24 protein-coding genes and 1 pseudogene are annotated in these 24,733 nt (G+C 62.1%); 6 read left to right on the forward strand and 19 right to left on the reverse strand.

What is annotated here, in order from left to right; genetic code table 11:
* Positions 1-119 precede the first annotated feature (119 nt).
* Positions 120-1,643: pseudogene (locus M0654_RS03995) on the forward strand (FAD-dependent monooxygenase).
* Here M0654_RS03995 and hemH read toward each other — a convergent pair.
* From hemH to M0654_RS04030, 7 genes are all read right to left on the reverse strand, one after another.
* Positions 1,644-2,678: a ferrochelatase gene (gene hemH / locus M0654_RS04000; RefSeq protein WP_248681942.1), complete on the reverse strand. Its 1,035-nt coding sequence runs from the start codon at positions 2,676-2,678 to the stop codon at positions 1,644-1,646.
* Between the two features lie 134 nt (positions 2,679-2,812).
* On the reverse strand, positions 2,813-4,828 hold the full coding sequence (locus M0654_RS04005) for a 5'-nucleotidase C-terminal domain-containing protein (RefSeq protein ID WP_248681943.1): 2,016 nt from the start codon (positions 4,826-4,828) through the stop codon (positions 2,813-2,815).
* Between the two features lie 216 nt (positions 4,829-5,044).
* The gene (omp10, locus tag M0654_RS04010) at positions 5,045-5,407 is read right to left on the reverse strand and encodes an outer membrane lipoprotein Omp10 (protein ID WP_118851611.1); all 363 of its coding nucleotides are present in this window, start codon (positions 5,405-5,407) and stop codon (positions 5,045-5,047) included.
* 145 nt (positions 5,408-5,552) lie between these two features.
* Positions 5,553-7,007 (reverse strand): homospermidine synthase, encoded by a 1,455-nt coding sequence (locus M0654_RS04015; protein WP_248681944.1) that lies wholly within the window; start codon positions 7,005-7,007, stop codon positions 5,553-5,555.
* A 191-nt stretch (positions 7,008-7,198) separates the two neighbouring features.
* Positions 7,199-7,864 carry an aminotransferase class IV family protein gene (locus tag M0654_RS04020; protein WP_248681945.1) on the reverse strand — a complete coding sequence of 222 codons (666 nt, stop codon included), beginning with the start codon at positions 7,862-7,864 and terminating at the stop codon, positions 7,199-7,201.
* Complete coding sequence (locus M0654_RS04025; protein WP_248681946.1) at positions 7,813-8,970, reverse strand: aminodeoxychorismate synthase component I; 1,158 nt, start codon at positions 8,968-8,970, stop codon at positions 7,813-7,815. Before M0654_RS04025 ends, M0654_RS04020 begins: the two co-directional genes overlap by 52 nt.
* 132 nt (positions 8,971-9,102) lie before the next feature.
* On the reverse strand, positions 9,103-10,956 hold the full coding sequence (locus M0654_RS04030; protein WP_248681947.1) for a M3 family oligoendopeptidase: 1,854 nt from the start codon (positions 10,954-10,956) through the stop codon (positions 9,103-9,105).
* A gap of 166 nt (positions 10,957-11,122) precedes the next feature.
* Between M0654_RS04030 and M0654_RS04035 the strand changes: the two genes are divergently transcribed.
* Entirely contained in the window at positions 11,123-12,682 is a 1,560-nt protein-coding gene (locus M0654_RS04035) for a sigma-54-dependent transcriptional regulator (protein ID WP_248681948.1), read from the forward strand.
* Between the two features lie 271 nt (positions 12,683-12,953).
* Entirely contained in the window at positions 12,954-14,813 is a 1,860-nt protein-coding gene (locus M0654_RS04040) for a DUF882 domain-containing protein (protein ID WP_248681949.1), read from the forward strand.
* Between the two features lie 49 nt (positions 14,814-14,862).
* On the opposite strand, the gene M0654_RS04045 is transcribed toward M0654_RS04040, so the two are convergent.
* From M0654_RS04045 to M0654_RS04060, 4 genes are all read right to left on the reverse strand, one after another.
* Positions 14,863-15,369: a hypothetical protein gene (locus tag M0654_RS04045; protein WP_248681950.1), complete on the reverse strand. Its 507-nt coding sequence runs from the start codon at positions 15,367-15,369 to the stop codon at positions 14,863-14,865.
* Positions 15,370-15,486: 117 nt separating this feature from the next.
* Positions 15,487-15,759: a DUF2312 domain-containing protein gene (locus M0654_RS04050; protein WP_118850405.1), complete on the reverse strand. Its 273-nt coding sequence runs from the start codon at positions 15,757-15,759 to the stop codon at positions 15,487-15,489.
* Between the two features lie 93 nt (positions 15,760-15,852).
* Entirely contained in the window at positions 15,853-16,161 is a 309-nt protein-coding gene (locus tag M0654_RS04055; RefSeq protein WP_248681951.1) for a DUF1244 domain-containing protein, read from the reverse strand.
* A gap of 19 nt (positions 16,162-16,180) precedes the next feature.
* Positions 16,181-16,972: an N-formylglutamate amidohydrolase gene (locus tag M0654_RS04060; protein WP_248681952.1), complete on the reverse strand. Its 792-nt coding sequence runs from the start codon at positions 16,970-16,972 to the stop codon at positions 16,181-16,183.
* Positions 16,973-17,225: 253 nt separating this feature from the next.
* Here M0654_RS04060 and M0654_RS04065 point away from each other — a divergent pair, with 253 nt between their 5' ends.
* Positions 17,226-17,636, forward strand: coding sequence for a DUF1036 domain-containing protein (locus M0654_RS04065; protein ID WP_245450474.1), 411 nt, complete (start codon positions 17,226-17,228; stop codon positions 17,634-17,636).
* Positions 17,636-19,075: a pyruvate kinase gene (pyk, locus tag M0654_RS04070; protein ID WP_248681953.1), complete on the forward strand. Its 1,440-nt coding sequence runs from the start codon at positions 17,636-17,638 to the stop codon at positions 19,073-19,075. The genes M0654_RS04065 and pyk overlap by 1 nt, the downstream gene beginning before the upstream one ends.
* Positions 19,076-19,145: 70 nt before the next feature.
* Here pyk and M0654_RS04075 read toward each other — a convergent pair whose 3' ends face one another.
* From M0654_RS04075 to M0654_RS04100, 6 genes are all read right to left on the reverse strand, one after another.
* Positions 19,146-20,186, reverse strand: a complete 1,041-nt coding sequence (locus M0654_RS04075; RefSeq protein WP_248681954.1) for an alpha/beta fold hydrolase — start codon at positions 20,184-20,186, stop codon at positions 19,146-19,148.
* A 21-nt stretch (positions 20,187-20,207) separates the two neighbouring features.
* Complete coding sequence (locus tag M0654_RS04080; protein ID WP_248681955.1) at positions 20,208-20,861, reverse strand: hypothetical protein; 654 nt, start codon at positions 20,859-20,861, stop codon at positions 20,208-20,210.
* 99 nt (positions 20,862-20,960) lie between these two features.
* The gene (gene ykgO, locus M0654_RS04085) at positions 20,961-21,086 is read right to left on the reverse strand and encodes a type B 50S ribosomal protein L36 (protein ID WP_003497670.1); all 126 of its coding nucleotides are present in this window, start codon (positions 21,084-21,086) and stop codon (positions 20,961-20,963) included.
* Between the two features lie 128 nt (positions 21,087-21,214).
* Complete coding sequence (locus tag M0654_RS04090; protein WP_248681956.1) at positions 21,215-22,285, reverse strand: 5-(carboxyamino)imidazole ribonucleotide synthase; 1,071 nt, start codon at positions 22,283-22,285, stop codon at positions 21,215-21,217.
* Positions 22,282-22,779 (reverse strand): 5-(carboxyamino)imidazole ribonucleotide mutase, encoded by a 498-nt coding sequence (gene purE, locus M0654_RS04095; protein ID WP_248681957.1) that lies wholly within the window; start codon positions 22,777-22,779, stop codon positions 22,282-22,284. Before purE ends, M0654_RS04090 begins: the two co-directional genes overlap by 4 nt.
* A gap of 10 nt (positions 22,780-22,789) precedes the next feature.
* On the reverse strand, positions 22,790-22,993 hold the full coding sequence (locus M0654_RS04100; RefSeq protein WP_118850396.1) for a YdcH family protein: 204 nt from the start codon (positions 22,991-22,993) through the stop codon (positions 22,790-22,792).
* A 230-nt stretch (positions 22,994-23,223) separates the two neighbouring features.
* Here M0654_RS04100 and M0654_RS04105 point away from each other — a divergent pair, with 230 nt between their 5' ends.
* Positions 23,224-23,400 (forward strand): YdcH family protein, encoded by a 177-nt coding sequence (locus M0654_RS04105; RefSeq protein ID WP_118850395.1) that lies wholly within the window; start codon positions 23,224-23,226, stop codon positions 23,398-23,400.
* Positions 23,401-23,541: 141 nt separating this feature from the next.
* Here the strand turns inward: M0654_RS04105 and M0654_RS04110 are convergent, their stop codons facing one another.
* Positions 23,542-23,802, reverse strand: a complete 261-nt coding sequence (locus M0654_RS04110; protein WP_118850394.1) for an ArsR/SmtB family transcription factor — start codon at positions 23,800-23,802, stop codon at positions 23,542-23,544.
* A gap of 85 nt (positions 23,803-23,887) precedes the next feature.
* The gene (locus M0654_RS04115) at positions 23,888-24,658 is read right to left on the reverse strand and encodes a sulfite exporter TauE/SafE family protein (RefSeq protein ID WP_248681958.1); all 771 of its coding nucleotides are present in this window, start codon (positions 24,656-24,658) and stop codon (positions 23,888-23,890) included.
* Positions 24,659-24,733: the final 75 nt, after the last annotated feature.

Below are 24,733 nucleotides of genomic sequence, written 5' to 3' on the forward strand. Positions count from 1 at the left end.
TGGCTCCACAAGGACGATCGGCGTCGTTGAGGGGGGCTCGCGGCCGCACGCCTTTGCTTTTGCCTCGCCTGTGATAGCCTAGCGGTGAGATCGAGGAGGCCGGGATGCGTCATGACGTGATGATCATCGGGGCAGGACCGACAGGGCTGGTGCTCGCCCTGTGGCTTAATGCCATGGGCGTCTCGGTGCGGATCATCTCGAAGGCAGCGGGACCGGGAACGGCTTCCCGCGCGCTTGCCGTGCATGCGCGGACACTCGAACTCTATGAGCAGATGGGGCTGACGGATGCGGTGCTGGCGGAAGGGCACCGGGTGCGGGGCGTCAATGTATGGGTGGGCGGCGAGCGGCGGGTCCGCGTGCCGCTCGATGGCCTGGGCGAAGGCCAGACACGGTACCCGTTTCTCTACATCTACCCGCAGGACCGGCACGAAGAGCTTCTCGTGTCGCGACTGTAGGCTGCGGGCGTCCCGATCGAATGGAACACCACCTTCAACGGTTACGAGGAAGAGCCAGACGGCGTGACGGTGCGGCTGACGTTGCCGGATGGCAACGAGGAAGTGGCCGAGGCGCGTTATCTGGCCGGATGCGACGGGGCCAGTTCGGCTGTTCGGAAAGCACTCGGCGTCGGTTTCCCCGGCGGTACCTACCAGCAGACCTTTTATGTCGCGGATATTCAGGCGGATGGGCCGCCAATGAACGGCGAGCTCAACCTGGCACTCGACACCTCCGATTTCCTGGCGGTCTTTCCGCTCGATGAGGGGCGGCGCGCCCGGCTTGTTGGCACGGTGGAGGAAGACGAGGAGCACGTCGGGCAGATGCGTTTCGACGACCTCAACGATGCGGCGGTCCGGCATCTGCGGATCGACGTCAAATCGGTCGCGTGGTTCTCGACCTACCGGGTGCATCACCGGGTGACGGAGCGGTTCCGCAAGGGGCGCGGCTTCCTGCTCGGTGACGCGGCGCATATCCATAGCCCGGCAGGTGGGCAAGGGATGAATACCGGAATTGGTGATGCCATCAATCTCGCCTGGAAGCTGCGCACGGTGCTCCAAGGAGAAATGAGCGCGCAGGCCGCAGACAGGCTGCTTTCCAGCTACGAGGAGGAGCGAATGGCTTTTGCGCGGCGGCTCGTGCGCACCACCGACCAGATGTTCTCGCTCGCCACCGCCAATGGCTCGGTTCCCGCCTTCGTGCGCACAAGGATCGTGCCGCTCGTGCTGCCGGTCCTCGTGCGCTTGCCTTTGCTGCGGCAGTTCATCTTCCGAACTGTATCGCAGATTGGCATCCACTACCGTGGCCATACCTTGAGCGAAGGAAGGGCGGGTCGCGTTCATGGCGGCGATCGGCTGCCCTGGGTGGAGACCGGCGACGGGCGCTCGAACCACGACGGACTGAACGAGATGCGCTGGCAGGTGCAGGTCTTTGGTGAGGCGGCAAGCGTGCTCGCTAACTGGTGCAAGGCCAATGGCCTGCCGCTTCGCACCTTTGCGTGGACTCGCGGAGCCGAACGCGCCGGCTTCGTGAGAGATGCCATTTACCTGGTGCGGCCTGACGGCTATCTCGGCTGCGTCGCATCGGGCGATGCGACGTCGGTTCTGCAGGATTATTTCGGGACGAGAGGGTTCAAGCTGCCTCTCGTCTGATCAAGCCCAGCCCTGAAGTTCGCGGCGAACGACCTTTTCGAGCACGTTCATGCCGTCCTCGCTGTCGTTCAGGCAGGGGATATGGACGAACTTCTCACCGCCGTGATGCTGGAAGATTTCGCCCGCTTCACCGGCAATTTCCTCGAGTGTCTCAAGACAGTCGGAAACGAAACCGGGGTTCATGACCGCAACCCGCTTGATGCCCTGTTCCGCGAGCTTTTCCATGGTCTTGTCGGTGTAAGGCTGAAGCCACTCTTCCGGTCCGAAGCGGGACTGGAAGGTCACCATGAAGTTCTTGTCGTTGAGACCGAGCGCTTCCTTCAGGAGGCGGCCGGTCTTCTGACAGTGGCAGTAATAGGGATCACCCGCCTTGAAATAGGACTGCGGAATGCCGTGGAAGGAGGCCACCAGCATTTCCGGCTCCCAGTCGAGGCGCGCATAGGTCTGCCGAACGGAGTTTGCCAGCGCCTCGATATAAGCCGGGTCGTCGTGATAGGGTGGGACGGTGCGCACGGCCGGCTGCCAGCGCAGCTTCATCAAATGCTCGAAGGCCTTGTCATTGACGGTCGCCGTCGTCGAGGCGGCATATTGCGGGTAAAGCGGAAAGAGCACGATCCTTTCGCAGCCCTTCTCCTTCAGCGCGTCGATGCGCTCAGCGATCGATGGCTTGCCGTAGCGCATCGCCCAGTCGACGACGACGTTCGGCAGGTCCTTCAGCCGCTCGGCCATCAGCTCGCCCTGGCTGCGGGTATAGGTGCGCAGGTAACTTTCGTTGCGATCCTTGTTCCAGATCTCCTCGTAAGCCTTGCCGACCTTCTGTGGCCGCTTGTTGAGGACGATGCCGTAGAGGATCGGGTACCAGTAGAGCCTGGACCATTCGATGACGCGGCGGTCGGACAGGAATTCCGCCAGGTAACGGCGCATGGACCAATAGTCGGTGCCATCCGGCGTGCCGAGATTGACGAGCAGCACGCCCACTTTTCCGAAGCTCACCTTCGGGTGGTTTGCAGGGGTCAGATTAGGGTTCGGGTTCATCGTGAGGCTTTCGCAATTGCGGCCGCGTTTCGCGCCATAAGGTTGCGCGATATGTAGAAACAAAAGCCGGTCCGGGAAAGCCCGGACCGGCTGCAGAAACGAGACATATTGTCCTGCTGGCGTTGACGACGAATTTACTTCGCCGGCAGTTCGAGTTCGTCGCCGATCTCGATGTGGTTTGGCCGGCGCAGCGTGTTCGCCTTGGCGATATCCGTCCAGCGTGCGCCATCGCCATAGGTGGCTTCGGCGATCTTCCAGAGGGAGTCACCCTTGACGACCGTGTATTTGGTCGGGCCGGACGGGGCAGCTTCGGTCGACTGGGCCGGAGCGGCTACCGCAGGAGCTTCTGCAGCGGGCGCCTGGGCTGCCGGAGCCTGGGCCTCAGGGGCAGGCGTTGTCGGCGCGGCCGGTGCCGGAGTTGCTGGTGCCGGAGTTGCTGGTGTCGAGGGGGCCTGCGCCGTGGTTGCCGGTGCGGCCGGAGCTGGAGCTGCAGGCGTGGATGCTGCGGCGGCTTCCTTGGCCGGAGGCGTGTAGTCCGCCGGCGTCAGGTCGGTGATGCGCCCGTCCGTGTAAGGCTTGTAGGGGTTGTGGGCCGTCAGGTAGTCCGCAACAGCGTTCTCGAGGTTCGGGCCAAAGTCATAGGCATTCTGCGCGTTGGTGGCGAAAACCTTAAAGCCGTCACCGCCGCCGCGGACGTAGTTGTTGGTCACCACGCCATAGGTCTTGTTGGGGTCGATCGGAACGAAGTTGTCGCCGTCCTTCACCTGCACGTCGCTGACGCGGCTGCCGACCGGCTTGGAGCGGTCGAAGGAATACTTGAGTCCGGCAACCTGTGCGAAGCGGCCTGCGCCGTCGTCGATCTGGCTGACGCCGTTTTCCAGCGCTGCCACCACGTCGCTGCCCTTCAGCTGGAAGGTGGCGATGGTGTTCTGGAACGGCAGCACTGTCAGCACTTCGCCCATGGTGACTTCGCCGGCGTCGATCGACGCACGAAGGCCGCCGCCGTTCTGGAACGAGATGGTGATGCCCTGGTCCTTGACGCGGTCGAGCTGCGCATCGGCAAGCAGGTTCCCCATGCTGCATTCCTTGGCGCGGCAGTTCTTGCGGTCACCGTCGATCAGATCTTCAGCGGAGCCGACGACCTTCTTCTTCAGTTCCTCGATCGGCGCCTTCAACTCGTTGATGCGCGCGGTCATGGCTTCGTCAGGCTTGAAGCTCGAATCCACCAGGATCGGCTCGCCGGTGGCTTCCTTGACGACGCCGTTGTCGTCGAAGACGACCTTGAGGTCACCGAGGTAGCGCGAATACTGGAAAGCCTGCACGACCGGCACCCGGGTGCCGTTGTTGTCCACCCAGGTCGGGTAGGGGCCTTCGGCGCCCTCGACCTTGTTGGAAAGAAGCGTGTGGGTGTGGCCGCCGACCACGACATCGACATCCGGGATCTTGGCGATCGCCGAGAGGTCACGCGGGTAACCGACGTGCGTGAGCGCGATGATCTTGTTGACGCCCTGCGCCTTCACGGCCTGGACGGCTTCGGTGATCTTGGCGACATCATCGGCAATGGTGATGTTCGGACCGGGACTTGCGACCTCCGGCGTTTCATTGGTCACGGCGCCGACGATGCCGACCTTCTCGCCGCCCACGTCGAGGATGACGAAGGGCTTGATGCGATCGCCGATCTTGGCGGCCGCCGTCGGCACGACGTTGGCGGTGACAACCGGGAACTGGATCTTGTCGAGGAAGGTTGCCAGCACGTCGTCGCTGTCATCGAATTCATGGTTGCCGACGGTCATGGCGTCGAACTTCATAGCGTTGAGCGCCTCGGCTTCGGCCGCACCCTTGTAGGTGGTGTAGAAAAGCGAGCCCTGGAAGTTGTCGCCGCCGTTCAAGAGGATGACGTTCTTGTTTTGCGCCTTCAGCTCGTCGCGGGTCTGGTTGATGGCGGTCAGCAGGCGGGCAGCGCCGCCAAAGCAGGCATTCTTGCCTTCGTCTTCGGCCGAGCAGGTGGAGTCGGTCTTGTTGATGGACTCGAGGCGCGAATGGAAATCGTTGACGTGGAGGATGTTCAGTTCGAAATCGGCAAACGCTGCGCCGCTGGAAAGGGCAAGGACCGATACGGTCAGCAGGCCAGTCCTCAGTCTCTTCATCATCTGGTCTCTCTCCTGTTTTTGCCGGCAGCGATGCGCGGCCGTCACCCGATCCGTCTACAGTCCCACCGTGACAGTCGTTGTGGGGCATGTTTCCACCAAGGCAGGACCGTTTCAAGGAAAATAATACAAGGCGAGAAAGGCCCGTGTGCGGGGGCTCAAAAACAGAAAACCCCGCTTGCGCGGGGTTTCGGAATTCCAAGGCAGACCGGCAGCCGGTCAGCTGCGGCGCGCCAGCGAGAACTGGGCGCCGCTATCCTGCGTGCAGTTGAGCTGCGAAGGGGTGACCAGCGAGCAGTTGACGCGCGACTGGGTCTTGCGCACCAGCGAGGTCATGTTGATCTCCACCAGCGTCGGCGAGAGGTTTACGTAGGTGCCGGAGGCAAGCAGCGTATTGCTGTCGCTGGAGCGGGTGTTGAACGTGCCACCCTGGAAGGTCGAAACGATTCCGTTCGGATCCACCCACGTGCCCTCGACGCCCTGCGGCTGCGGTGCCGACACCATCTGGCGCGGGGGCGGGGAAGATACGCAAGCGGTCAAGCTGGCTGCCGCGATGAGCGCAAAGGTCGCTTTGAATTTCATCATCTGTCTCCGCGATTCGGTCCGGCGTCGGTGCGGAACCATGCCGTCTCCGGGCTATGTAACGCAAGATCTTGCCGCGAAAAGGCGGCAGTTGTCGAGAAGTGCAGATGACCGCCCGCGGATACGAGCGGCCATCGAAATTGGATCAGCGAACGAGAACGTTCTTGAACTGCCAGGGATCGGTCACGTCGATGTCTTCCGGGAAGAGGCCCGGACGGCCGACGAGCGGGTTCCAGTCGGTATAATGGCCTTCGACCGGTCCGAGATACGGCATCTGCACTTCGAGGCAGCGCTTGTAGTCGATCTCGTCGGCTTCAACGATGCCGGCCTTGGGGTTCTCCAGCGCATAGACCATGCCGGCGAGAACAGCCGAGGTCACCTGCAGGCCGGTTGCGTTCTGGTAAGGCGCAATGCGGCGGGTTTCTTCCAGCGACAGGCGCGAGCCGAACCAGTAGGCGTTCTTTTCGTGGCCGTAGAGCAGCACTCCGAGTTCGTCGACGCCGTCCACCAGTTCATGCTCGTCGAGAACGTGCTGGACCGGCTGGGCATTGCCGCCATTGCCGAACATTTCGTGCAGCGACAGCACAGCGTCGTTCGCCGGATGGTAGGCGTAGTGGCAGGTCGGGCGGTAGGCGACTTCGCCGTCATTGCCGCGAACCGTGTAATAGTCGGCGATCGAGATGGACTCGTTGTGGGTGACGAGGAAGCCGTACTGCGGCCCAGGCGTCGGGCACCAGGTACGAACGCGGGTGTTTGCTCCCGGCTGCTCCAAGTAGATCGCCGCCTGGCAGCCCTTTTCGTGCTGCTTGGCGTTGTCCGGCATCCACTTTTCGTGCGTGCCCCAGCCGAGTTCGGACGGCTGCAGGCCTTCGGAAATGAAGCCTTCGACGGACCAGGTGTTCCAAAAGACGTTGAGCGGCTTCGGGTTCTTGGTGCGCTGGGTGTCGCGTTCAGCGATATGCACGCCCTTGACGCCGAGCGTCTTCATCAGGTTGGCCCAGCCTTCGCGATCGTGCTGGCCCGGCTCTTCAAAGGAAAGACCGGTGTCATTGGCAAGGTTGACCAGCGCCTGCTTGACGAACCAGGAGACCATGCCCGGGTTTGCGCCGCAGGTGGAAATCGCAGTCGTGCCGCCCGGGTTGTTGCGCTTTTCGGCACGCAGGGTTTCGCGCAGCGCATAATTGGTGCGCTCGGAGTTCTTCATGTTCTTGTCGAAGTAGAAGCCGAGCCAGGGCTCGACCACGGTGTCGATGTAAAGGACATCAAGTTCGCGGCAGAAGCGCATCAGGTCCACCGAGCCGGTATCGACGGATACGTTGACGCAGAAGCCCTGGCCGCCCTTGCCGTCATCGAGCAGGGGCTTGAGGAGTTCCTTGTAGTTGTCCTTCGTCACATATTCCTTGATGTGGCGGACACCATGCTTTTTCAGGATCTCCATGTCGGACGCGTCTTCGCGCGGGTCGATGACGACCATCCGGCTCTTGTCGAACTTGAAATGGCGTTCGATCAACGGCAGCGTGCCGCGTCCGATCGAACCGAAGCCGATCATCACAACCGGTCCGGTTATCTCGCCATAAACCGGATAGTACGCGTCTGACATATCTTTCTCCTTTGGATCGGCGGCCCTGCCGGTCCGCTGCCCCGTTTGTTAGGCAGTAAAAACGAATGAGGGTGCTTAAACGCAAGCAATTCGCGAGGCTCTAGATCACAAAACCTCGACATAATAAAGAGCCTGGCGATATAGCCGCGCCGTTATCAGCCTTGATTTCCGGGCTATATTGTCGCGCTCACTCAAGCCGGCAGCAGTTCGGCTCGGATCAGGCCGCGCAGCGAATTGCCGACATAGATCGTGCGGCCGGCAAGGTCGGCCGGCTTCAGGAGCGCCGATTTCGCGCGCCCGTTGCGGATCATGTCACCGCGCAGGATGCCGGCAAGAAGGCCGGAGGAAATGGCGGGCGTCGCAAGTCCGCCATCCATGTCTTCGACAAAGATATTGGTGATCGTGCCTTCGCAGAGTTCGTCGCGCTCGTTGAGCAGCAGCACCTCGTCAGCTTCGTCGGCCGCAAACTCCGCACGCGCCGCCTCGTAGAGGTCGCGCCGGGTCGTCTTGTGCCGGTACATCGGATCGGAGGAATCCATGCGCGCCCTGGCGATCGCGATCCGCCAGACAGTGTCTTCGGCAAGCGGCACGAAGGGTGTCGTGGTGATCGTCAGCTTGCCGCGAAAGCTCATCTCCAGGCGCACGCGCAAGGCAGCCTCGGCGCCGTTGGTCGCCTCTTCGAGTTGCTTCACCAGATCGGCCGGCGCCGCCAGGAAACCCAGAGCATCCGCCGACCGTTTCAGGCGACGCAGATGTTGGTCGAGACGCGCAAAGCCGGTTTCCGGCTCCCAGCGCATGGTCTCGATCAGCGACAGATGGGACTGCTGCCCGCCGCGAACCTTGCCTTTAGAAGACATTCTTCATACTCCGCCTCGGCGGTGGAATCGAACACGATACCGCCACCGACATTGAAAACCGCCGTGCCGCCGCTGAAAAGGCTGAGCGTGCGAATGGCCACTGAAAACTTCATCGGTCCTGCCGGATCACACCAGCCGATCGCGCCGCAATAGGCGTCGCGCGGCGTCTGTTCGAGCTCGGCCAGGATGCGCATGGCCCACATCTTCGGTGCCCCGGTAATGGAGCCACATGGAAAAAGTGCGGCAAGGATCTCAGGCAGGCCAACTTCGGGCAGGAGCCTCGCACGCACGTGGCTCACCATCTGGTGCAGCGTCGGGTAGGTTTCGATCTCGAACAGCTTCGGCACCGACAGTGACCCCACCTCGGTGATGACCGAAATGTCGTTGCGCAGAAGGTCGACGATCATCCGGTTTTCGGCAAGGGTTTTCTCGTCCGCCAGCATCGCTGCGATGATCGCCTGGTCTTCTTCCTCGCTCGCGCCGCGTGGCGCCGTGCCCTTCATCGGATGCGTCTCGATCATCCGGTCGGCATCGACGGAGAAGAAGAGCTCCGGGGAGCGCGACAGAATAACCGGGCCGCCAAGGTCGATGAGGGCGCCGTAGCTCACCGGCTGGCGTTCGATGAGCGACCAGAACAGGTCCTTCGGGTCCCCCGTCCATTTCGCCGCGACAGGCATGGTGAGGTTGGCCTGGTAGCAGTCGCCTCGGCGGATGTGCGTGTGCAGGCGCTCGAAGCGTTCGCGGTAAGTCTCCAGGCTCCAGGTCGCACGAAAATCCGACAGCGCTGCCTCGCCTCGGTCCGGTCCCGGTGTGGCGAGCGGATGTTCGTTGCCTGCCGGCTTGTCGAAGATGCCCATGGCGACGAGCGGGGTCGGGCGGTCATCTTCGATCAGCGGCGCCAGCTTTTCCTCGAAGATGTGCCCGGCTTCATAGGAGACGTAGCCGGCAAGCCAGAAGCCGGCGCGACGGGCGGCTTCAAGTTTTTCAAGCGCCGGTAGGATTTCGCTTGCGGTGCGCGCCAGCACGATTTCGCGCGGCCGGTCAAAGACCAGGCTCGTGGCGCTGCGGTCGTCGCGGAAGAGCGCGAAGGGAAGATGATCTGTCATGCGATGCGCTTCCAGCTGCCGTCACCGTGGCCCTCCCGTCATCATGAGAGAGGGCCAAGGTGCCTAGACTAACTGTATAGCTTTAGGAAGCGGTATGCCGCGCAAATTCAGGGGAGAACGTGTCTCTCCTTGTCAGCTGCGGTCGAGCGCTTCCAGTTCGTCGATCAGCCCCTCGATCATCGACAGGCCCTTCGACCAGAAGGACGGGTCGGTGGCGTCGAGGCCGAACGGCTTCAGGAGTTCCGAGTGGTGCTTGGTGCCGCCCGCCCGCAGGAGCTCGAAATACTTCTGCTGGAAGCCGGGAGCGGCGTTCTGGTAGACCGCATAAAGCGAGTTCACCAGGCAGTCCCCGAAGGCATAGGCATAGACATAGAAGGGCGAGTGGATGAAGTGGGGGATATAGGTCCACCACGTTTCATAGCCTTCGGAGATCTTGATCGCTGGCCCGAGGCTTTCGCCCTGTACCGAGAGCCACAGTTCGCCGATCTGTTCGGAGGTTAGTTCGCCATCCTTCCGGGCCGTGTGGAGCTTGCGCTCGAACTGGTAGAAGGCGATCTGTCGCACGACCGTGTTGATCATGTCCTCGACCTTCTGGGCGAGCATGGCCTTGCGCTCACGCTTGTCCTTGGTCTTGTCCAGCAGCGCGCGGAAGGTCAGCATTTCGCCGAACACCGAGGCGGTTTCAGCGAGCGTCAGCGGCGTCTGGCACATCAGGGCGCCCTGTTCGCTGGCCAATACCTGGTGCACGCCATGGCCGAGTTCGTGCGCGAGCGTCATCACGTCGCGTGGCTTGCCCATGTAGTTGACGAGCACGTAAGGGTGCGCGGACGGCACGGTCGGATGCGCAAAGGCGCCCGGCGCCTTGCCCGGCCGCGCCGGCGCGTCGATCCATTCTTCGTCGAAGAAGCGCCCGGCGATATCGGCCATTTCCGGCGCAAAGCCGCGATAGGCATCCAGCACCATACTCTTTGCTTCCGGCCAGGGGATCAGCGCGTTCGGCGTTTCGGGCAGCGGCGCGTTGCGGTCCCAGTAGTTCAGCTGCTCCATTCCGAGCCACTTCGCCTTCATCGCATAATAGCGATGGGAGAGACGCGGATAGGCCTGCTGCACGGCTTCCGCCAGCGCGTCCACGACTTCGCGTTCAACGCGGTTTGCGAGGTGGCGGGAGTCGGCGATGTCTTCAAAGCCACGCCAGCGGTCGGAGATTTCCTTATCCTTGGCGAGCGTGTTGGTGATCAGCGTGAAGACGCGCAGGTTCTCGCCGAAGGTCTTGGAGAGCGCTGCGGCCGCCTTGGCGCGCACCTCCGGATCACGTTCCTGCAGCATGTTGAGCGTCACCTCGAGCGGCAGCTTTTCGCCATCCACCTCGAAGCGCAGTTCCGCCATCGTCTCGTCGAACAGACGGTTGAAGGCGGCAGCCGAGGTCATCGACTTGTCGAGGAAGAGTTGCTCGAGCTTGTCGTCCAGCTGGAAGGGCTTGTCCTTGCGAAGATCAATGATCCACGGACGGTAATGGCCGGCAGCCGGATCCCGATCCATGCAGGTATCCATGACGGCATCATCGATGCGGTTGAGCTCCAGCGCGAAGAACAGCAGGTGGGACGACATGTCGGTGAGCCTGGCCTGCACGTCGCCATAGAACTTGCCGTTTGCCGGGTTGGACGTATCGGAGAAATAGGTGAGGCCGGCAAAGGAGCCGAGCTTGCCCAGAAGATCGTCCAGCGCCTCGTATTCCTTCAGCGCCTCGCCGATGCCGCCAGCGCCGGTCTTGGTTGCCGCCTCGGCAAGCTTGCCCTTCCACTTCTCCTCGAAGGCCAGGCTGAGCTTTTCGGCCTTTTCCATGTCAGCGGTGAACGCCGGGTGATCCTTGGCGGGATAAAGGTCCGACAGCTTCCATACCGGCAGCGTGCCGAGCGCGGGATCGGCCGCCGCACCGGAGGCGGCAGTGGCCAGAACTGGATGGAGCGCAGGGCGGGAGGAATTCATCGCGGCTTCCTTGTTATCATGAGGATCTGACAGGGGATCTGTTTTCCTTGGCAGCTGTTAAAATGCAAGCTTTTCTCAAAAGGGGATGTTCAAGCCTTTCTGAGACAACCGGCTTCAGAAAAGAGAGCCCATACCGGGGCACGATGACCGTAGCCGGGAGCCGAGCATGATTGCGCAAATCCTCGTTGTCGATGACGATCCGATCCAGCGTCGCCTGTTGAAGAGCGCTGTTGAACGGTACGGTCACGTTGCCCATGTCGCCGAAAACGGGCTTGCAGCGCTCGAGTTCCTGAAGCGGAGCGCGGTCAACGTCAATGTCATCGTGCTCGACCTGATGATGCCGCAGATGGATGGCCTGACATTCCTTGCCACCATTCGCGAGCAGGGTGTCGAGACGCCGGTGATCGTCCAGACCGGCCAGGGCAGCATCGAATATGTGGTGCAGGCCATGCGCGCCGGGGCTTTTGACTTCGTCGTGAAGCCCGTGTCGCCGGAGCGGATCGCCAATTCGATCGCCAATGCGCTGAAGCTCGACCAGCGGGAATCGAAGTCCAAGGGCCGTCGCAACCGCTCCGGTTCCGTCGGGTTCGGCGACATCATCTCGGCAAGCCCGGACATGCTGCGGGTCGTCGACCTTGCCCAGCGTGCAGCTCATTCCAACATCCCGGTCGTGCTTGAAGGCGAGTCGGGCGTCGGCAAGGAAATGATCGCGCGCGCCATCCAGTCCAACAGCGATCGTGCCGGCAAGCCGTTCATCACCGTCAATTGCGGCGCCATTCCCCATAATCTTGTGGAAAGCATCCTGTTCGGCCACGAAAAGGGTGCCTTCACCGGCGCCTCCGAAAAACACACCGGCAAGTTCGTGGAAGCCGATGGCGGGACGCTGTTCCTCGACGAGATCGGCGACCTGCCACTCGACGTACAGGTGAAGCTCTTGCGCGCCGTGCAGCAGGGCGAGATCGAGACCGTTGGCGCCTCCAAGGTGCAGAAGGTCGACGTCCGCCTGATCTCGGCCACCAACAAGGATCTGATTGAAGAAGTCCGCGCTGGTCGTTTCCGTGAAGACCTGTATTACCGGCTGAACGTGTTCCCGATCACGATTCCGGCGCTGCGTCGCCGCAAGGAAGACATCCCGCATCTGGTACGGGTGTTTGCCGAGCGCTTCTCCGCCGAACAGCGGCTGCCGCAGACTGTCAACATCAGCGCCGGCGCCATGGCTCTGCTCACCGCCTATGATTGGCCCGGCAATATCCGCCAGCTGGAAAACGCGATCTTCCGCGCAGTCGTGTTGGCTGAGGACGACGAGCTGACCGAGGCCGACTTCCCGCAGATTGCCGCCCAGGTGCCGCAGTTCCATTCGCGCGAACTGATCGCCGTTGCCGCACCTTCGGCTGCCGCAGCGACCGAAAATGCCGTTCGCGAGGCGCTCGCCGAAACCCCGGTGTTCTCCAACAACGACCGGTCCCATTCTTCGAAGCCGGATGCGAAGGCGATGCTCGCCGCCGCCTATCCGACGCCCGAGAACGTCATCGTCAGCACCGATGAGGCGGGCGATGTCCGCAAGCTCGCCGATGTCGAAGAAGAACTGATCCGCTTCGCATTGAAGTTCTATCGCGGCCAGATGAGCCAGGTTGCCCGCAAGCTCGGCATCGGACGCTCGACGCTTTACCGCAAGCTCAAGGATTATGGCATTGATCCCGATGATCCGCTGAAGGAAGCAGCTTGAGCGATAGTAACGGCGGAATCAGCTGTTTAAAGAGCGTGAGGCGAATCTGCATTCTACTGTATGGTCCGGCAATAAAGGCAGGGAATGCAGTGTGTTAAGCGCCGTTAACTTTCAGGCAAGGATGTCCTGTCACCTTCTGTCAACCTTCCCTTAGTCATTTGTTGACTATATGGGAGAAGCTTGTACATGTGTGGCACATTTGCCATCGTGTGACCGCATTTGGCAGTCATTTGAGGCAACGTGGGACGTTGTCGACAGGACGGGGATCGTTTTGCCGGATTATCATGCAGAACAAACGCCTTCGGGTGAGACAGGGCGCGGCAGGCTTTCAGGGCTAATCGCCAAGCTCACCAAACGCGTTGTGGCAGCAGGCGTCGTCGCTTCTGCCTTGTTGCCGGTGCTGTTTTTCTCCGCGAATGCCGCTTCCGCACAGGACAAGAGCCTTAAGCTCTATTTCGTCCATACGGGCGAAAAGGCGACCATCACCTTCAAGCGCAACGGCAAGTTCGACAGCCGGGGCCTGGCGCAGATCAACCAGTTCCTGCGCGACTGGCGTCGCAACGAGCCTGCCAAGATGGATCCGCGGCTGTTCGATCTAGTCTGGGAGGTTTATCGCCGCTCGGGCGCGACCGATTACATCCATGTGGTTTCGGCCTATCGTTCTCCGGCAACCAACAACATGCTGCGGACCCGTTCGCGCAATACCGGCGTTGCCAAGAACAGCCAGCACATGCTCGGCAAGGCCATGGACTTCTATATTCCGGGCGTAAAGCTCTCGACGCTGCGCGCGCTCGCAATGCAGATGCAAGTTGGCGGCGTCGGTTATTATCCGAAATCCGGTTCGCCCTTCGTGCATCTTGATGTTGGCGGCGTGCGCGCCTGGCCGCGGATGACGCGCCAGGAACTGGTGCAGATCTTCCCGAACGGCAACACGATCCACCTGCCGGCGGATGGCAAGCCGCTGCCGGGCTACGACAAGGCGCTCGCCGACTACAAGCGCCGCGTTGGCTCCGACTCGATCCAGATCGCCAGCACGGCGGGCGGTGTTCGTGGTGATTCCACACCGCGTCGCCAGCCGAACCTGCTCGCCTTCCTGTTTGGCGGCGGCGGTGCCGACGAGGAGGAAGACAACGAAGAAAGCAATGCACCGGCCACGGCACGGCGTCCGGCGCCGGCGGCCAAGCCCGCACCGGAGCCCGTCGAAGCGCCGACGCTTGTTGCATCTGCCGCGCCTGCTCCGAGGCAGGTGGAGGAGGCGATCACTGCGCCGGTTCCGCTGTCGCGTCCCGCCTTCCGTTCGGATGCCGCACCGGGCAGCCTTGCAACCGCACTTTATTCTCCGGCCCGAAATGCCGCTCAGGAAGCGCTCGCCATGCAGGCATCAGCTCCGGTGCCGCAGCAGCAGCCTGACTCCGGCTTTGTCGACCTTGCCGCCTACAAGATCCCGGTTCCGACCCTGCTTGGCCCACGCGGCCTGAAGGGTGACGCGGAAGAGGTGACGACGGCCTCACTGGCCCAGATGCCGCTGCCGGAAGAACTGGCGGCCGTTCCAACGCCTCTCCAGCGGCCCGCCACCGCGGCTGAAGGTTCGAGCGTGATGGCGGCCAAGACGCCGGATGCCGACAACGAACAGGAACTGACGGCCGAATTGGTTGCAGCGCTCGCAAAGAGCGTGGAAAGCGGCCAGGTTGCGACTTCGACCCCACTTCCGGCTGCCACGGCGCCGGTGCCACAGCCGACGCCGGCACAGCGCCCGGTCCAGACGGCTGCCGTTTCGCCGAAGGTGATCCAGTCCTCGTCCAACCGGTCGATGCAGTTCGGCGACGCATTTGATGCGCCACGGCCAACCGTTTCCGCTTCGGTCGGCGCCATGCCAAGCGTCAGCAAGGGCGGCCGCCCGGCGCGTGCATCGGGTGATGCGGCCAAAAACAACGGCCTGACCGGTGACATGCTGGCCAAGTGGGCGCTCAACAACAACCGCGCCGAGGCAACCGCTTCGATGAAGGCGCCGCGCGTCGTGACCCGCACGCTTAACAGCGAATATGCCGCGGGCTACACGAGCGGCGGCTTCAAGCCGGTCGCCAAGGCAGCCGCGATCGATCCGGCACGCTTCAGCGGGCCCAGCAACTAAGCGATCGCAAGCTTAGCCGTCGGCGGGTGTCGGCGGCGGCAATCCTCATTCAGTGATGACCATACCAGGCATAGGTGCCGTCCTCCTTGAAGGGCGGGCCCATGTTCTGCTGCTCGAAACGCCGTTCGGCCATGGCTTCGGACTGCACGAAGAGCTTGCGCAGCCGGTCGATATCCTTCTCCATCCGCTCCAGCGCCGTATCGAAGCGGCTGAAGGCCCGTGCAGAGGAGTGTGACGTCTTGGGGTTGACGCCGTAGGCGGGCTCGATCGACACGCGCGCCCCGACATCCGGCTGGAACTGCGCCAGCGTCAGGCCGGCAGAGGCAAGGCGCCGGCGGACCGGCTTGCGAGGCTCGGTGGCGATCACCAGTCGGATCGAGTTCTCCAGGGACACCTTGCTGCATGGCAGTTCGCTCACGTCGATGACATCGTTGCCGAGACGTTCACTGCGCAGGAAGGCAAGATAGGCTTCGACACGTTCATGGGCGGCGGCAAGCACTTCGCTGTCGGAAAGCTTGTCCGGATCACGGGTATGGAACTCGTATGATGTGGCCATGTCGACTCCTTCGACATAGCAACGCGCATGCAACGCAAAGGTTTCGCGGCCTGAAGACCGAGGCGGACATGAAAAAGCCCGCCAGTGGCGGGCTCTGGTCAGGATTGGATCCCGGTTTTAGGCCGCGTCCTGCTCCGGCGGGCCTTCGATCATGCCAAGCGCTGCGAGGTAGGTATCGAGGATCAGGTCCTCTTCCATGCGCTCCTGATCGTCCTTCTTGCGAAGGGCAATGACCTTCTTCAGGATCTTGGTGTCGAAACCCATCGACTTGGCTTCGCCATAGACGTCCTTGATGTCGTCGGCGATGGTCTTCTTTTCTTCTTCCAAACGCTCGATGCGCTCAACGAATGCGCGGAGTTGGTCGCGGGCGACGCCATGAGCATCAGACATCGGTGTCTCCTGATATTGGGAATTTTATCTGCGTGGTGGTCAACTGCCGAAAAGCGGCGCCCAGGTCAAGCCCAATCGATCACCCGCGCCATTTCAGCCATGCGCGGGTTTGTTAACGTCGAATGCGGCTTTTTGAGCGCTATCCGCTTCTTTCTGATGAAGGTTTTTCCAATCGTCGTAGGGCATGCCGTAGACGATTTCGCGGGAGGCATCCTTCGATAAATCGACGCCTGCCTCGGTTGCCGCGTCCCTGTACCAGTTCGACAGGCAGTTGCGGCAGAAGCCGGCGAGGTTCATCAGGTCGATATTGTGGACGTCGGTGCGCTCGCGCAGGTGCTGCACCAGGCGGCGAAAGGCAGCGGCCTCGAATTCCGTCTGCTGTTGTCTGCTGAGTTCGGTCATGAAGCGCCTCCTGTGCCAGTCACGCGGGGTAGGGCCCGGTGCGCGACGGAAAAATCTTGTATTCGTGCAAGATGGGGTTTGCGTTGAGCGCATTGAAGATGGGAGCGAGCCTTTCTGCCCAGGCGGCGATGCCATCCTCGTCGGCGATCAGGTCCTGGCGCACTTCCAGAAGCGCATGCGGCCGGCCGGTCATCATGCAATGGCGGTACATGGTGTCGCCCTTCAGTGCGCCGTCGTAAGGCTCGTTGTCGCCGATCACGAGATCGCCCGGCGCCCGCAGCGCTTCCAGCAGCGGAAGCACGGCGCGGTGGTCGGTATCCCACAGGACCGCGGCATGCCACGGCCGCGCGAAGTTCTTCCAGAACGGCGTGAAGGAATGGAGCGAGAGCACCAGCGGCGCGCGCTGCGGCGTCTGCGCCCTGGCGATCGTTTCCTCGACGGCGCGGTGGTAGGGGCGGTGGTAGGTGTCGAGCCGCCGGTCCCATTCTTCCTGGGTGATCGGATGGTTGCCGGGGATAATCGCGCCATCTGAAATCTTCATGATGAGCGTCGGATCGTCCTCGCCGCGGTTTGGGTCGATCAGCAGGCGGGAGAAACATCCGAGCACGGCGGGAACGCCGAGGCGGGACGCGAGCGCCCGCGTCAGCCCCTCGATGCCGATGTCGTAGGCGATGTGCCGCCCGAAGGCAGCTTCCGGCAAGCCAAGGCTGCCATAAGCGGGCGGCAGCCGGTTCATGGCGTGATCGGCCAGAAGCACCATGCCTCGGTCATAATCGCCGTCTATGATCTCGAAAGGTGCAAAGTCTTGCATGATGCGGGATGGCGTCTTGAGGTCTGGGAAAGCAACGTTAGTTGCACGAGCAGGCGGGCGACGCAAGCGGCGGTGGCCGTTGAAGGGCAATCGCAGGGGATCGGGCTAATCGATTAGACTTGCGTTGACTTTCAGGTGTCGCCTTGCGAGAAAGTGCTTCACCAATAACCATGGAGTCCTGACGGAAACCGTGTCGAAAAAATCCCCAAGATCCGCAGTTCGCTCCCTTCTTTCCGTTCCCGTTCTCGGCGCGATTGTTGCCACCGGTGGCCCGCTTTTCGTCGCCACTGCCGCGCATGCCGATTTCCGCGTGTGCAACGGAACGCAGAACCTCGTCGGCGTCGCCATCGGTTACCGCGCCGCGGAAGGCTGGACCACGGAGGGCTGGTGGCAGGTGCCTGCCTCCACCTGTGCGACGCTCATCGAAGGCGAGTTGAAGTCGCGATATTATTATCTATACGCCGAAGACGCGGCTCGTGGTGGCCGCTGGACCGGCAATATCAACATGTGCGTCGCGGAAAACGAGTTCAAGATCGTCGGCGTCAACGATTGTTTCGCCCGTGGCTACCAGCGCATGGGCTTCAAGGAATATGATACAGGACGTCAGGGAAGCTGGATGGTTCAGCTTTCCGATACGCCCGGCACGCAAGAAGGCCAGAATTGATGAGGCGCTACCGCAAAGTAAAGATCCTAGCGACGCTGGGACCTGCATCCTCCGAAGAGGATATGATCCAGAAGCTGCATGAAGCGGGAGCAGACCTTTTTCGCATCAACATGAGCCATTCGAGCCATGACATGATGCGCACCCTGATCAGCCGGATCCGTTCGGTCGAAGAACGTTGCGGCCGCCCGATCGGCATTCTCTGCGACCTGCAGGGGCCCAAGCTGCGCGTTGGCAAGTTTGCCGCCGGCAAGGTGACGCTCACGGCCGGCCAGACGTTTACGCTCGACAACCGCGACGAACCGGGCGACGAAACGCGCGTCTTCCTGCCGCATCCGGAAATCCTGGAAGCGGTTAAACCAGGCGACCGCCTGCTGATCGATGATGGCAAGCTCGCACTGAAGGCCGAGCAGGCGGACGGCACGAAGATCGTCTGCACCGTGGTTGCCGGCACCAGCATTTCAGACCGCAAGGGCGTCAGCCTGCCCGATACGCTACTTGGCGTCGGCGCGCTGACCGAGAAGGACCGTTCCGACCTCGACGCTGCGCTCGCCACCAATGAGGTGGACTGGGTGGCGCTGTCTTTCGTGCAACGTCCGGATGACCTTGCCGAAGTGCGCAAGATCGCCCGCGGTCGCGTCGGCGTGATGTCGAAGATCGAAAAGCCGCAGGCGCTCGAGCGGATCGACGAGATCATCGAGCTTTCCGACGCCGTGATGGTTGCCCGTGGCGACCTTGGCGTCGAAATGCCGATCGAGGCGGTTCCGGGCATCCAGAAGCAACTGACGCGCGCATGTCGCCGGGCCGGCAAGCCGGTTGTCGTTGCCACGCAGATGCTGGAATCGATGATTTCCTCGCCGGTGCCGACGCGCGCCGAAGTATCGGACGTGTCGATTGCCGTGTTTGAAGGCGCTGATGCCGTGATGCTGTCGGCTGAATCGGCTTCCGGCCAGTATCCGGTCGAAGCGGTTGCGATGATGGCCTCGATCGCGCGGCAGGTGGAGCACGACCCGCTCTACCCGAGCATCATCTATGCCCAGCGCGCGACCCCGGAAGCGACCGGCGCCGATGCGATTTCGCTCGCTGCCCGCCAGATCGCCGAAACGCTGCGGCTTGCCGCCATCGTCACCTATACGTCCTCCGGCACGACGGGACTTCGTGCCTCGCGCGAGCGGCCGAATGTGCCGATCATCGCGCTCTCGCCGATCGTGCAGACGGCGCGCCGCCTGTCGCTCTGCTGGGGCATGCACTGCGTCGTGACGCAGGATGCAACCGACCTCGACGACATGGTGAACCGCGCCTGCCGCATCGCCGTCTCCGAAGGCTTCGGCAATCCGGGTGATCGGCTGATCATCTCCGCCGGCGTTCCGCTCGGCACGCCGGGCGCGACGAACATGCTGCGCATCGCCTATATCGGCTCGGACGGCCAGACGGGCATCTGACGCCACGCAGATTGAGCTGCTAAAGCCGTCGGAGCGATCCGGCGGCTTTTTCATTTGCGGCTTGGGTCGGTCAGGTCTTTTCGATGGCAAGGTCGAGGGCGGCTGCCGGCTCCTGCGCATGCCGTGCTATGCGTGCTTCGGCCAGCGCTGCAGCGGACTGGAGATCCCGCGGCAAGCCGGACAGCTTTTCGATCGCCGCCACCGCGACATCGGTCGCCACGTAATCCGGCTTGTGGCCAAGGTTGCGGATCCAAATGAGTTCGGAGCCCGCGATATCATTCGCCAGCCCGACGGAGTGGATTTCCTCGGCAACGATCGCATCCTGATCGCCGGTGATGATCACCGTCGGCGCCTTGATCTCCCGGTAGCGTGGCGCCACGCGCGTCACGTAACCGTTGAGGTTGGCGACATCGATCGCGTTGTAGCGGAAGGTTGCCGGCCGCAGCACGAGCGCCGGCGCGCCATTGTCCTTGTAGGATGCGGGGCAGGGGTTGGGCGAGAAGACCGAGCGGGTGGCGCCGTCCATCATCAGTAGCCCTGCCGGCAGCGCCAGCAGGTGGCTGAACAGGCGTCCAAGCACCGGGCGCGCCGTCAGCTTGTAGTACCAGTCGATGCTGCCCGGCCAGGGATGTGTCGCCGGCGCAAGAAAGAGAAGGCCTGCCGTCTTCTCCGGGTGGTACAGTGCAAAGCTTGCGGCGATGGCGCCACCAAAGGAGTGGCCGACGATGATCGCCCTGTCGATGCCGCGCTTTTCCATCAGCCGCGCGATTGCGCCGGCCTGGCCATCCGGAAAATCGTTCTCCGGCCCGCCGCGTTCGGAATAACCATGGCCAGGACGGTCGACAAAGAGCATTTCCGCGCGCCCCTCCAGCAGGGGACGGAAGGCCGCCTGCTGGTCGCGCAGGTTGCCGCTGGCGCCATGGATGAAGACGATCGGCGGCAGGTCGGCATTCGGTGGTGGCGGAACATGCACGGCATTCATCCGGAAGCCGCCTACATCGGTCAGTTCGCCGATATTCGGATAGGCCTTCTCGATCGCAAGCGCCTTCCAGGTGGTGAAGCCGAAAGCCGCAGCAAGGATGCCGAGCAGGATCAGGGGAATGAGGATCATCGCGTCAGCGAGTCGCGCTTCTCAGGTGCGGTTGCCGGCGATCTTTTCAGACAGCTTGGTCACCGCCTCCTGTGCGTCTCGGTCAGCCGGATAGATCGCGAGGTAGTCCTCCCAGGCCTTCAGCGCCAACTCGTCCTTGCCGGACTGCATCAGGATGCCCGCCATGCCGGCGATCGCCCCGAAATGTCGCGGCTCTCGCTTCAAGACCTCGGCGATGTCGGCCATGGATTTGCGCGTATTTCCCATCGTGTAATGCAACGTCGCACGGCGATTCCATCCTTCCGGATAGGCAGGGTCGAGGACGGTCACCTGGTCCAGGAAGTCGAGTGCCGCGGCATTGCGCTTCTCCTTGATGGCGGTGGCAGCCCACTGCATCAGGAGGTTGACGGTGGCGCTGCCCGAGTCGTTGAGATCGGTCATGATCTGCGTGGCGATGCCGCGCGCCTTGTCCGGGTTGCGCTCGCGCTTCAGTGCCTCGAACAGGGGGTCAATCGGCTTGGCGGCTTTTGCCGCGGGTGCGGTTTCGGCCGGCGTCGATTGCGGCGCCGCGTTCTTCGGCGGATCCGGCAGGGTCGTTTCCGGCACGACCGACTGAGCCATCGCCGCTTGGGATAACGCGGGAAGGGCTGCCAGGACCGCGGGCAGAATCAGGATAATCGAACGAAAATAGCGCATGCGGATAAGGTAATCCGCATGCGCTGGAGGTCAAACCCGAATTGTCGCACTACCGACAATTTGATCAGCGGCCACTAAAAGCTGCGGCCAGCCGACATATCAGCCCTGACGAGCCTTGAAGCGCGGGTTCTGCTTGTTGATGATGTAAACGCGACCCTTGCGGCGAACCAGACGGTTATCGCGGTGACGAGCCTTGAGCGCCTTAAGCGAGTTCTTGATCTTCATTGTACTGGTCCAGCAGTCTGTGGGCGTTGAAGCCGCTTGTCTCTATCAATCAAAAGCGCGCCGCCAATTTTTAGACAAGAGGGGCGCGCTCCGGTTGGGCGTGCAGATAACCCGAGCCACCCTGCGTGTCAACCTTGTGACGGCTTTTTCAACTCCGTTACGTGGCCCATTTTGCGGCCGGGGCGGGATTCCGTCTTGCCATAGAGGTGGACGAGCACGTCCTTCCTGGCGAGCCAGACCGGCACGTCCTTGATGTCGTCGCCGATCAGGTTGGTCATGACACAGTCGGAATGTCGGGCCGGATCGCCGAGCGAAAGGCCGGAAACGGCGCGGATATGCTGCTCGAACTGGGACACCACGCAGGCCGCTTCCGTCCAGTGGCCGGAATTGTGGACGCGCGGGGCAATTTCGTTGGCGATCAGCGTGCCGTCGCTCATCAGGAAGAATTCGATGCCGATCACACCGACATAACCGAGCGCATCGAGAAGCTTCTTGGCCGAGTCGCGCGCCGTGGCCGCAGCTGATTCCGAAATGCGCGCCGGTAGGGTCGAGGTGTGGAGGATTCCGTTGCGGTGCACGTTCTCCGCCGGATCGTAGCATGAAACATGGCCGTCGCGGCTGCGGGCGGCGATAATCGACACCTCGCGTTCGAAGGGAACGAAGCTTTCGAGAATCAGCGGTACCGAGCCCAAGGCCTCGAATGCGCCGGCCGGGCTGTCATCCGTGGAGCGAAATACGCGCTGGCCCTTGCCGTCGTAACCCATGCGGCAGGTCTTCAGCACACCCTTGCCGCCGAATTCGGCAAGCGCCGCTTCGAGGCCCTCCTGGTTGTCGACGGCGCGGAAATCGGCTGTGCGGATGCCACAGGAGTTCAGGAAGCGTTTTTCGGTGAGGCGATCCTGGGCAACTTCCAGCGCCTTGGCCGGAGGATAAACGGGAACGGTGTGCTGCAGCGCTTCTGCCGCCGCGACCGGCACGTTTTCAAATTCATAGGTGACGACGTCGCAGCGCTCGGCAAGCTCGGCAAGCGCTGCCGGATCATCGTAGGCCGCCGCGATCTGGGCATTGGCGACCTGGGCGGCGGGGCAATCGGCCTGCGGCTCCAGGATGATGGTGCGGAAGTTCAGCCGGGCGGCGGCGATCGCCAGCATGCGGCCAAGCTGGCCGCCGCCGATGATCCCGATGGTGGAAATGGTCATAGAGCCTCGTCGATCGGATAATCTGCGACGGCGGCGGTCTGCTGGGCACGCCATTCATCGAGCCGCTCGGCGATGCCGTCGTCATTGAGCGCAAGCACGGAGGCTGCCAGCAGGGCGGCGTTGATGGCCCCGGCGCGGCCGATCGCCAATGTCCCGACCGGGATGCCGGCCGGCATCTGGACGATCGAAAGCAGGCTGTCCTGGCCCGAAAGCGTCTTGGACTGCACCGGCACGCCAAAGACAGGAAGCGGCGTCATCGCCGCCGTCATGCCCGGCAGGTGGGCGGCACCGCCGGCACCGGCGATGATGACCTGGAAACCTTCGTCGCGGGCACCCTTGGCAAAGCTCATCATCCGTTCGGGCGTGCGATGCGCCGAGATGATGCGGGCCTCGTAACCGATATCGAGCGCCTCCAGCGTGTCGGCAGCATTCTTCATGGTTTCCCAGTCGGACTGGCTGCCCATGATGATAGCAACGGCAGGTCTTTCAGCCATGTCGAGCCTCTTAGGCGATGATGTCGGGAATGATCTGGTCTTCAAGCTGGCTCATCTTGTCCTTGATGGCCAGTTTCTTCTTTTTCATCCGCTGAATGCGAAGCGCCTCGGAGCCGACCTGGATCATGGCGTTGATGGCGGCGTCATAATCCTCGTGCTCCTGGCGAAGCTTTGCGAGTGTCAGCCGGATATCCGCCTGTTCCTGGTCAGCCATGGTTCAATCCCCATTCTCATACCAGCCATTTCCGATCTGCCGGTCAGTTGCGCAAGCCTCTACCATCAAACCGCGTTAACTGGAAGTTAGCCGGCGCCATGAATTTGCCCGCATCAGGCCACGATTTCTCCTTCGACAAACGTGCCCGATCATGTCACACTGCTAATGTAAACCTGAAGCCTCGGCAGAAGGGATTGTCGGGGCAGGTGGACCAAGGAGGAACATGCCACATGACCGTCCAGGCTCATATCGCATCGCTTGAAAAGAAGCATGGTGCTCTCGAGGAGGAGCTCCAAAGCATTCTTGCTTCGCCCTCCGCGGACGATCGGGAAATCGCCGATCTCAAGCGCCGCAAGCTGCGCCTCAAGGATGAGTTGCAGCGTCTCAAAGCCTCTACGCGTCACTAACTCTCTCAAGGAGAAACGAGCCGCTAGCCCATGTTCCAGCCGCGAACGGGCCCGACAGCGGCAAAAACAATCCAAGCCTTAAGAACTAAAGATTCTGGTCGTGGTTGACGGACTCCAACAGAGTGACTTGCACACCGAAGGTCACGACCAGAATTGATCAAGCCACAGGTTCATGCGGTCGAAGCCCTTGGTATTGACCGAATAGATGCGCTTCGTGCCGTGGTTCTTCACCGTCACGAGATTGCTGTCCAGCAATGCCTTCAGATGCTGTGACACCGCCGGCCGACTGATCGGCAGGCCCTGCGCCAGTTCATTCACCGTTTTTGGTGCGCGGCGCAATTCTTCCAGCAGATATCGCCGGTTCGGATCAGCTATGGCTGCAAAGGGATCCAAAGAGCTCATGGCGGCAGCCTAAGCCAAACCCATCGATGCGACAAGACGCATTGTGCATTGCAGCAAGCGGGCGAGACCAGCTGTGCTTGGCGTGTCAGCCGAACAACCCATCCCACAACAGCTTGAGGCCAGCGAAGAAGGCGAGGCCATAGGTCATCGGGTAAAAGACTTCGGCCTTCAGGTGCTTGACGACAGCGGCCCCGAGCATGGTCGCGACAAGCGCCACCGGTAGCAGGGTCATCGAGATGAACATGTTCTCGCGGTCCAGCGCGCCGAGGAAGAAGTAAGGGATCACCTTCACCGCATTGACGATGGCGAAGAAGCGGATGCTGGCGCCTGTATAGGCCTTCGGGTCAAGCTGCATCGGCAGCACGTAGATCTGGAACGGCGGCCCGCCGGCATGTGCAACGAAGCTCGCGTAACCCGAGAGCGAACCCCAGAAGGTTGCCGTGACCGGACGATGCGGCAGGGGTTCCCGCGGCACCCGTGAATGGGGTCCATAGACCTGCCAGAAGTAGCGCACGGTAAAGAGGATGGTGGCGGTGGCGATCACCAGTCGCAGCGCGTTGTCGGACACATAGGCCGAGGTCGCCCAGCCGAGCGCAATGCCGATGACGCCGCCCGGCAGGATCATCAACAGCGTCTTGCGGTCGTTGAAGTGCCGCCATGACCACAGGGCGACGATATCCATGACGATGAGGATCGGCAGGAAGATCGCCGCCGCCCGCACGGGATCGACCGCCAGTGACATCAACGGCACGCCGAGCAGGCCGATCGCGCCGCCGATGCCGCCCTTCGAGAGCCCGACAAGCAGCACGGCCGGAACGGCAAAGGTGAAAAAGGCGAGTGTCAGGGAATCGGTCATCAGGGGTGCAGTGCAGACCTAAGCGGAGGCGGGGCGGTTGATCCTTCAATCGGTCCGGTTTATCGAACTTGTGAA

The organism is Neorhizobium turbinariae (assembly GCF_023223505.1).
Classification (GTDB): Bacteria; Pseudomonadota; Alphaproteobacteria; order Rhizobiales; family Rhizobiaceae; genus Neorhizobium; species Neorhizobium turbinariae.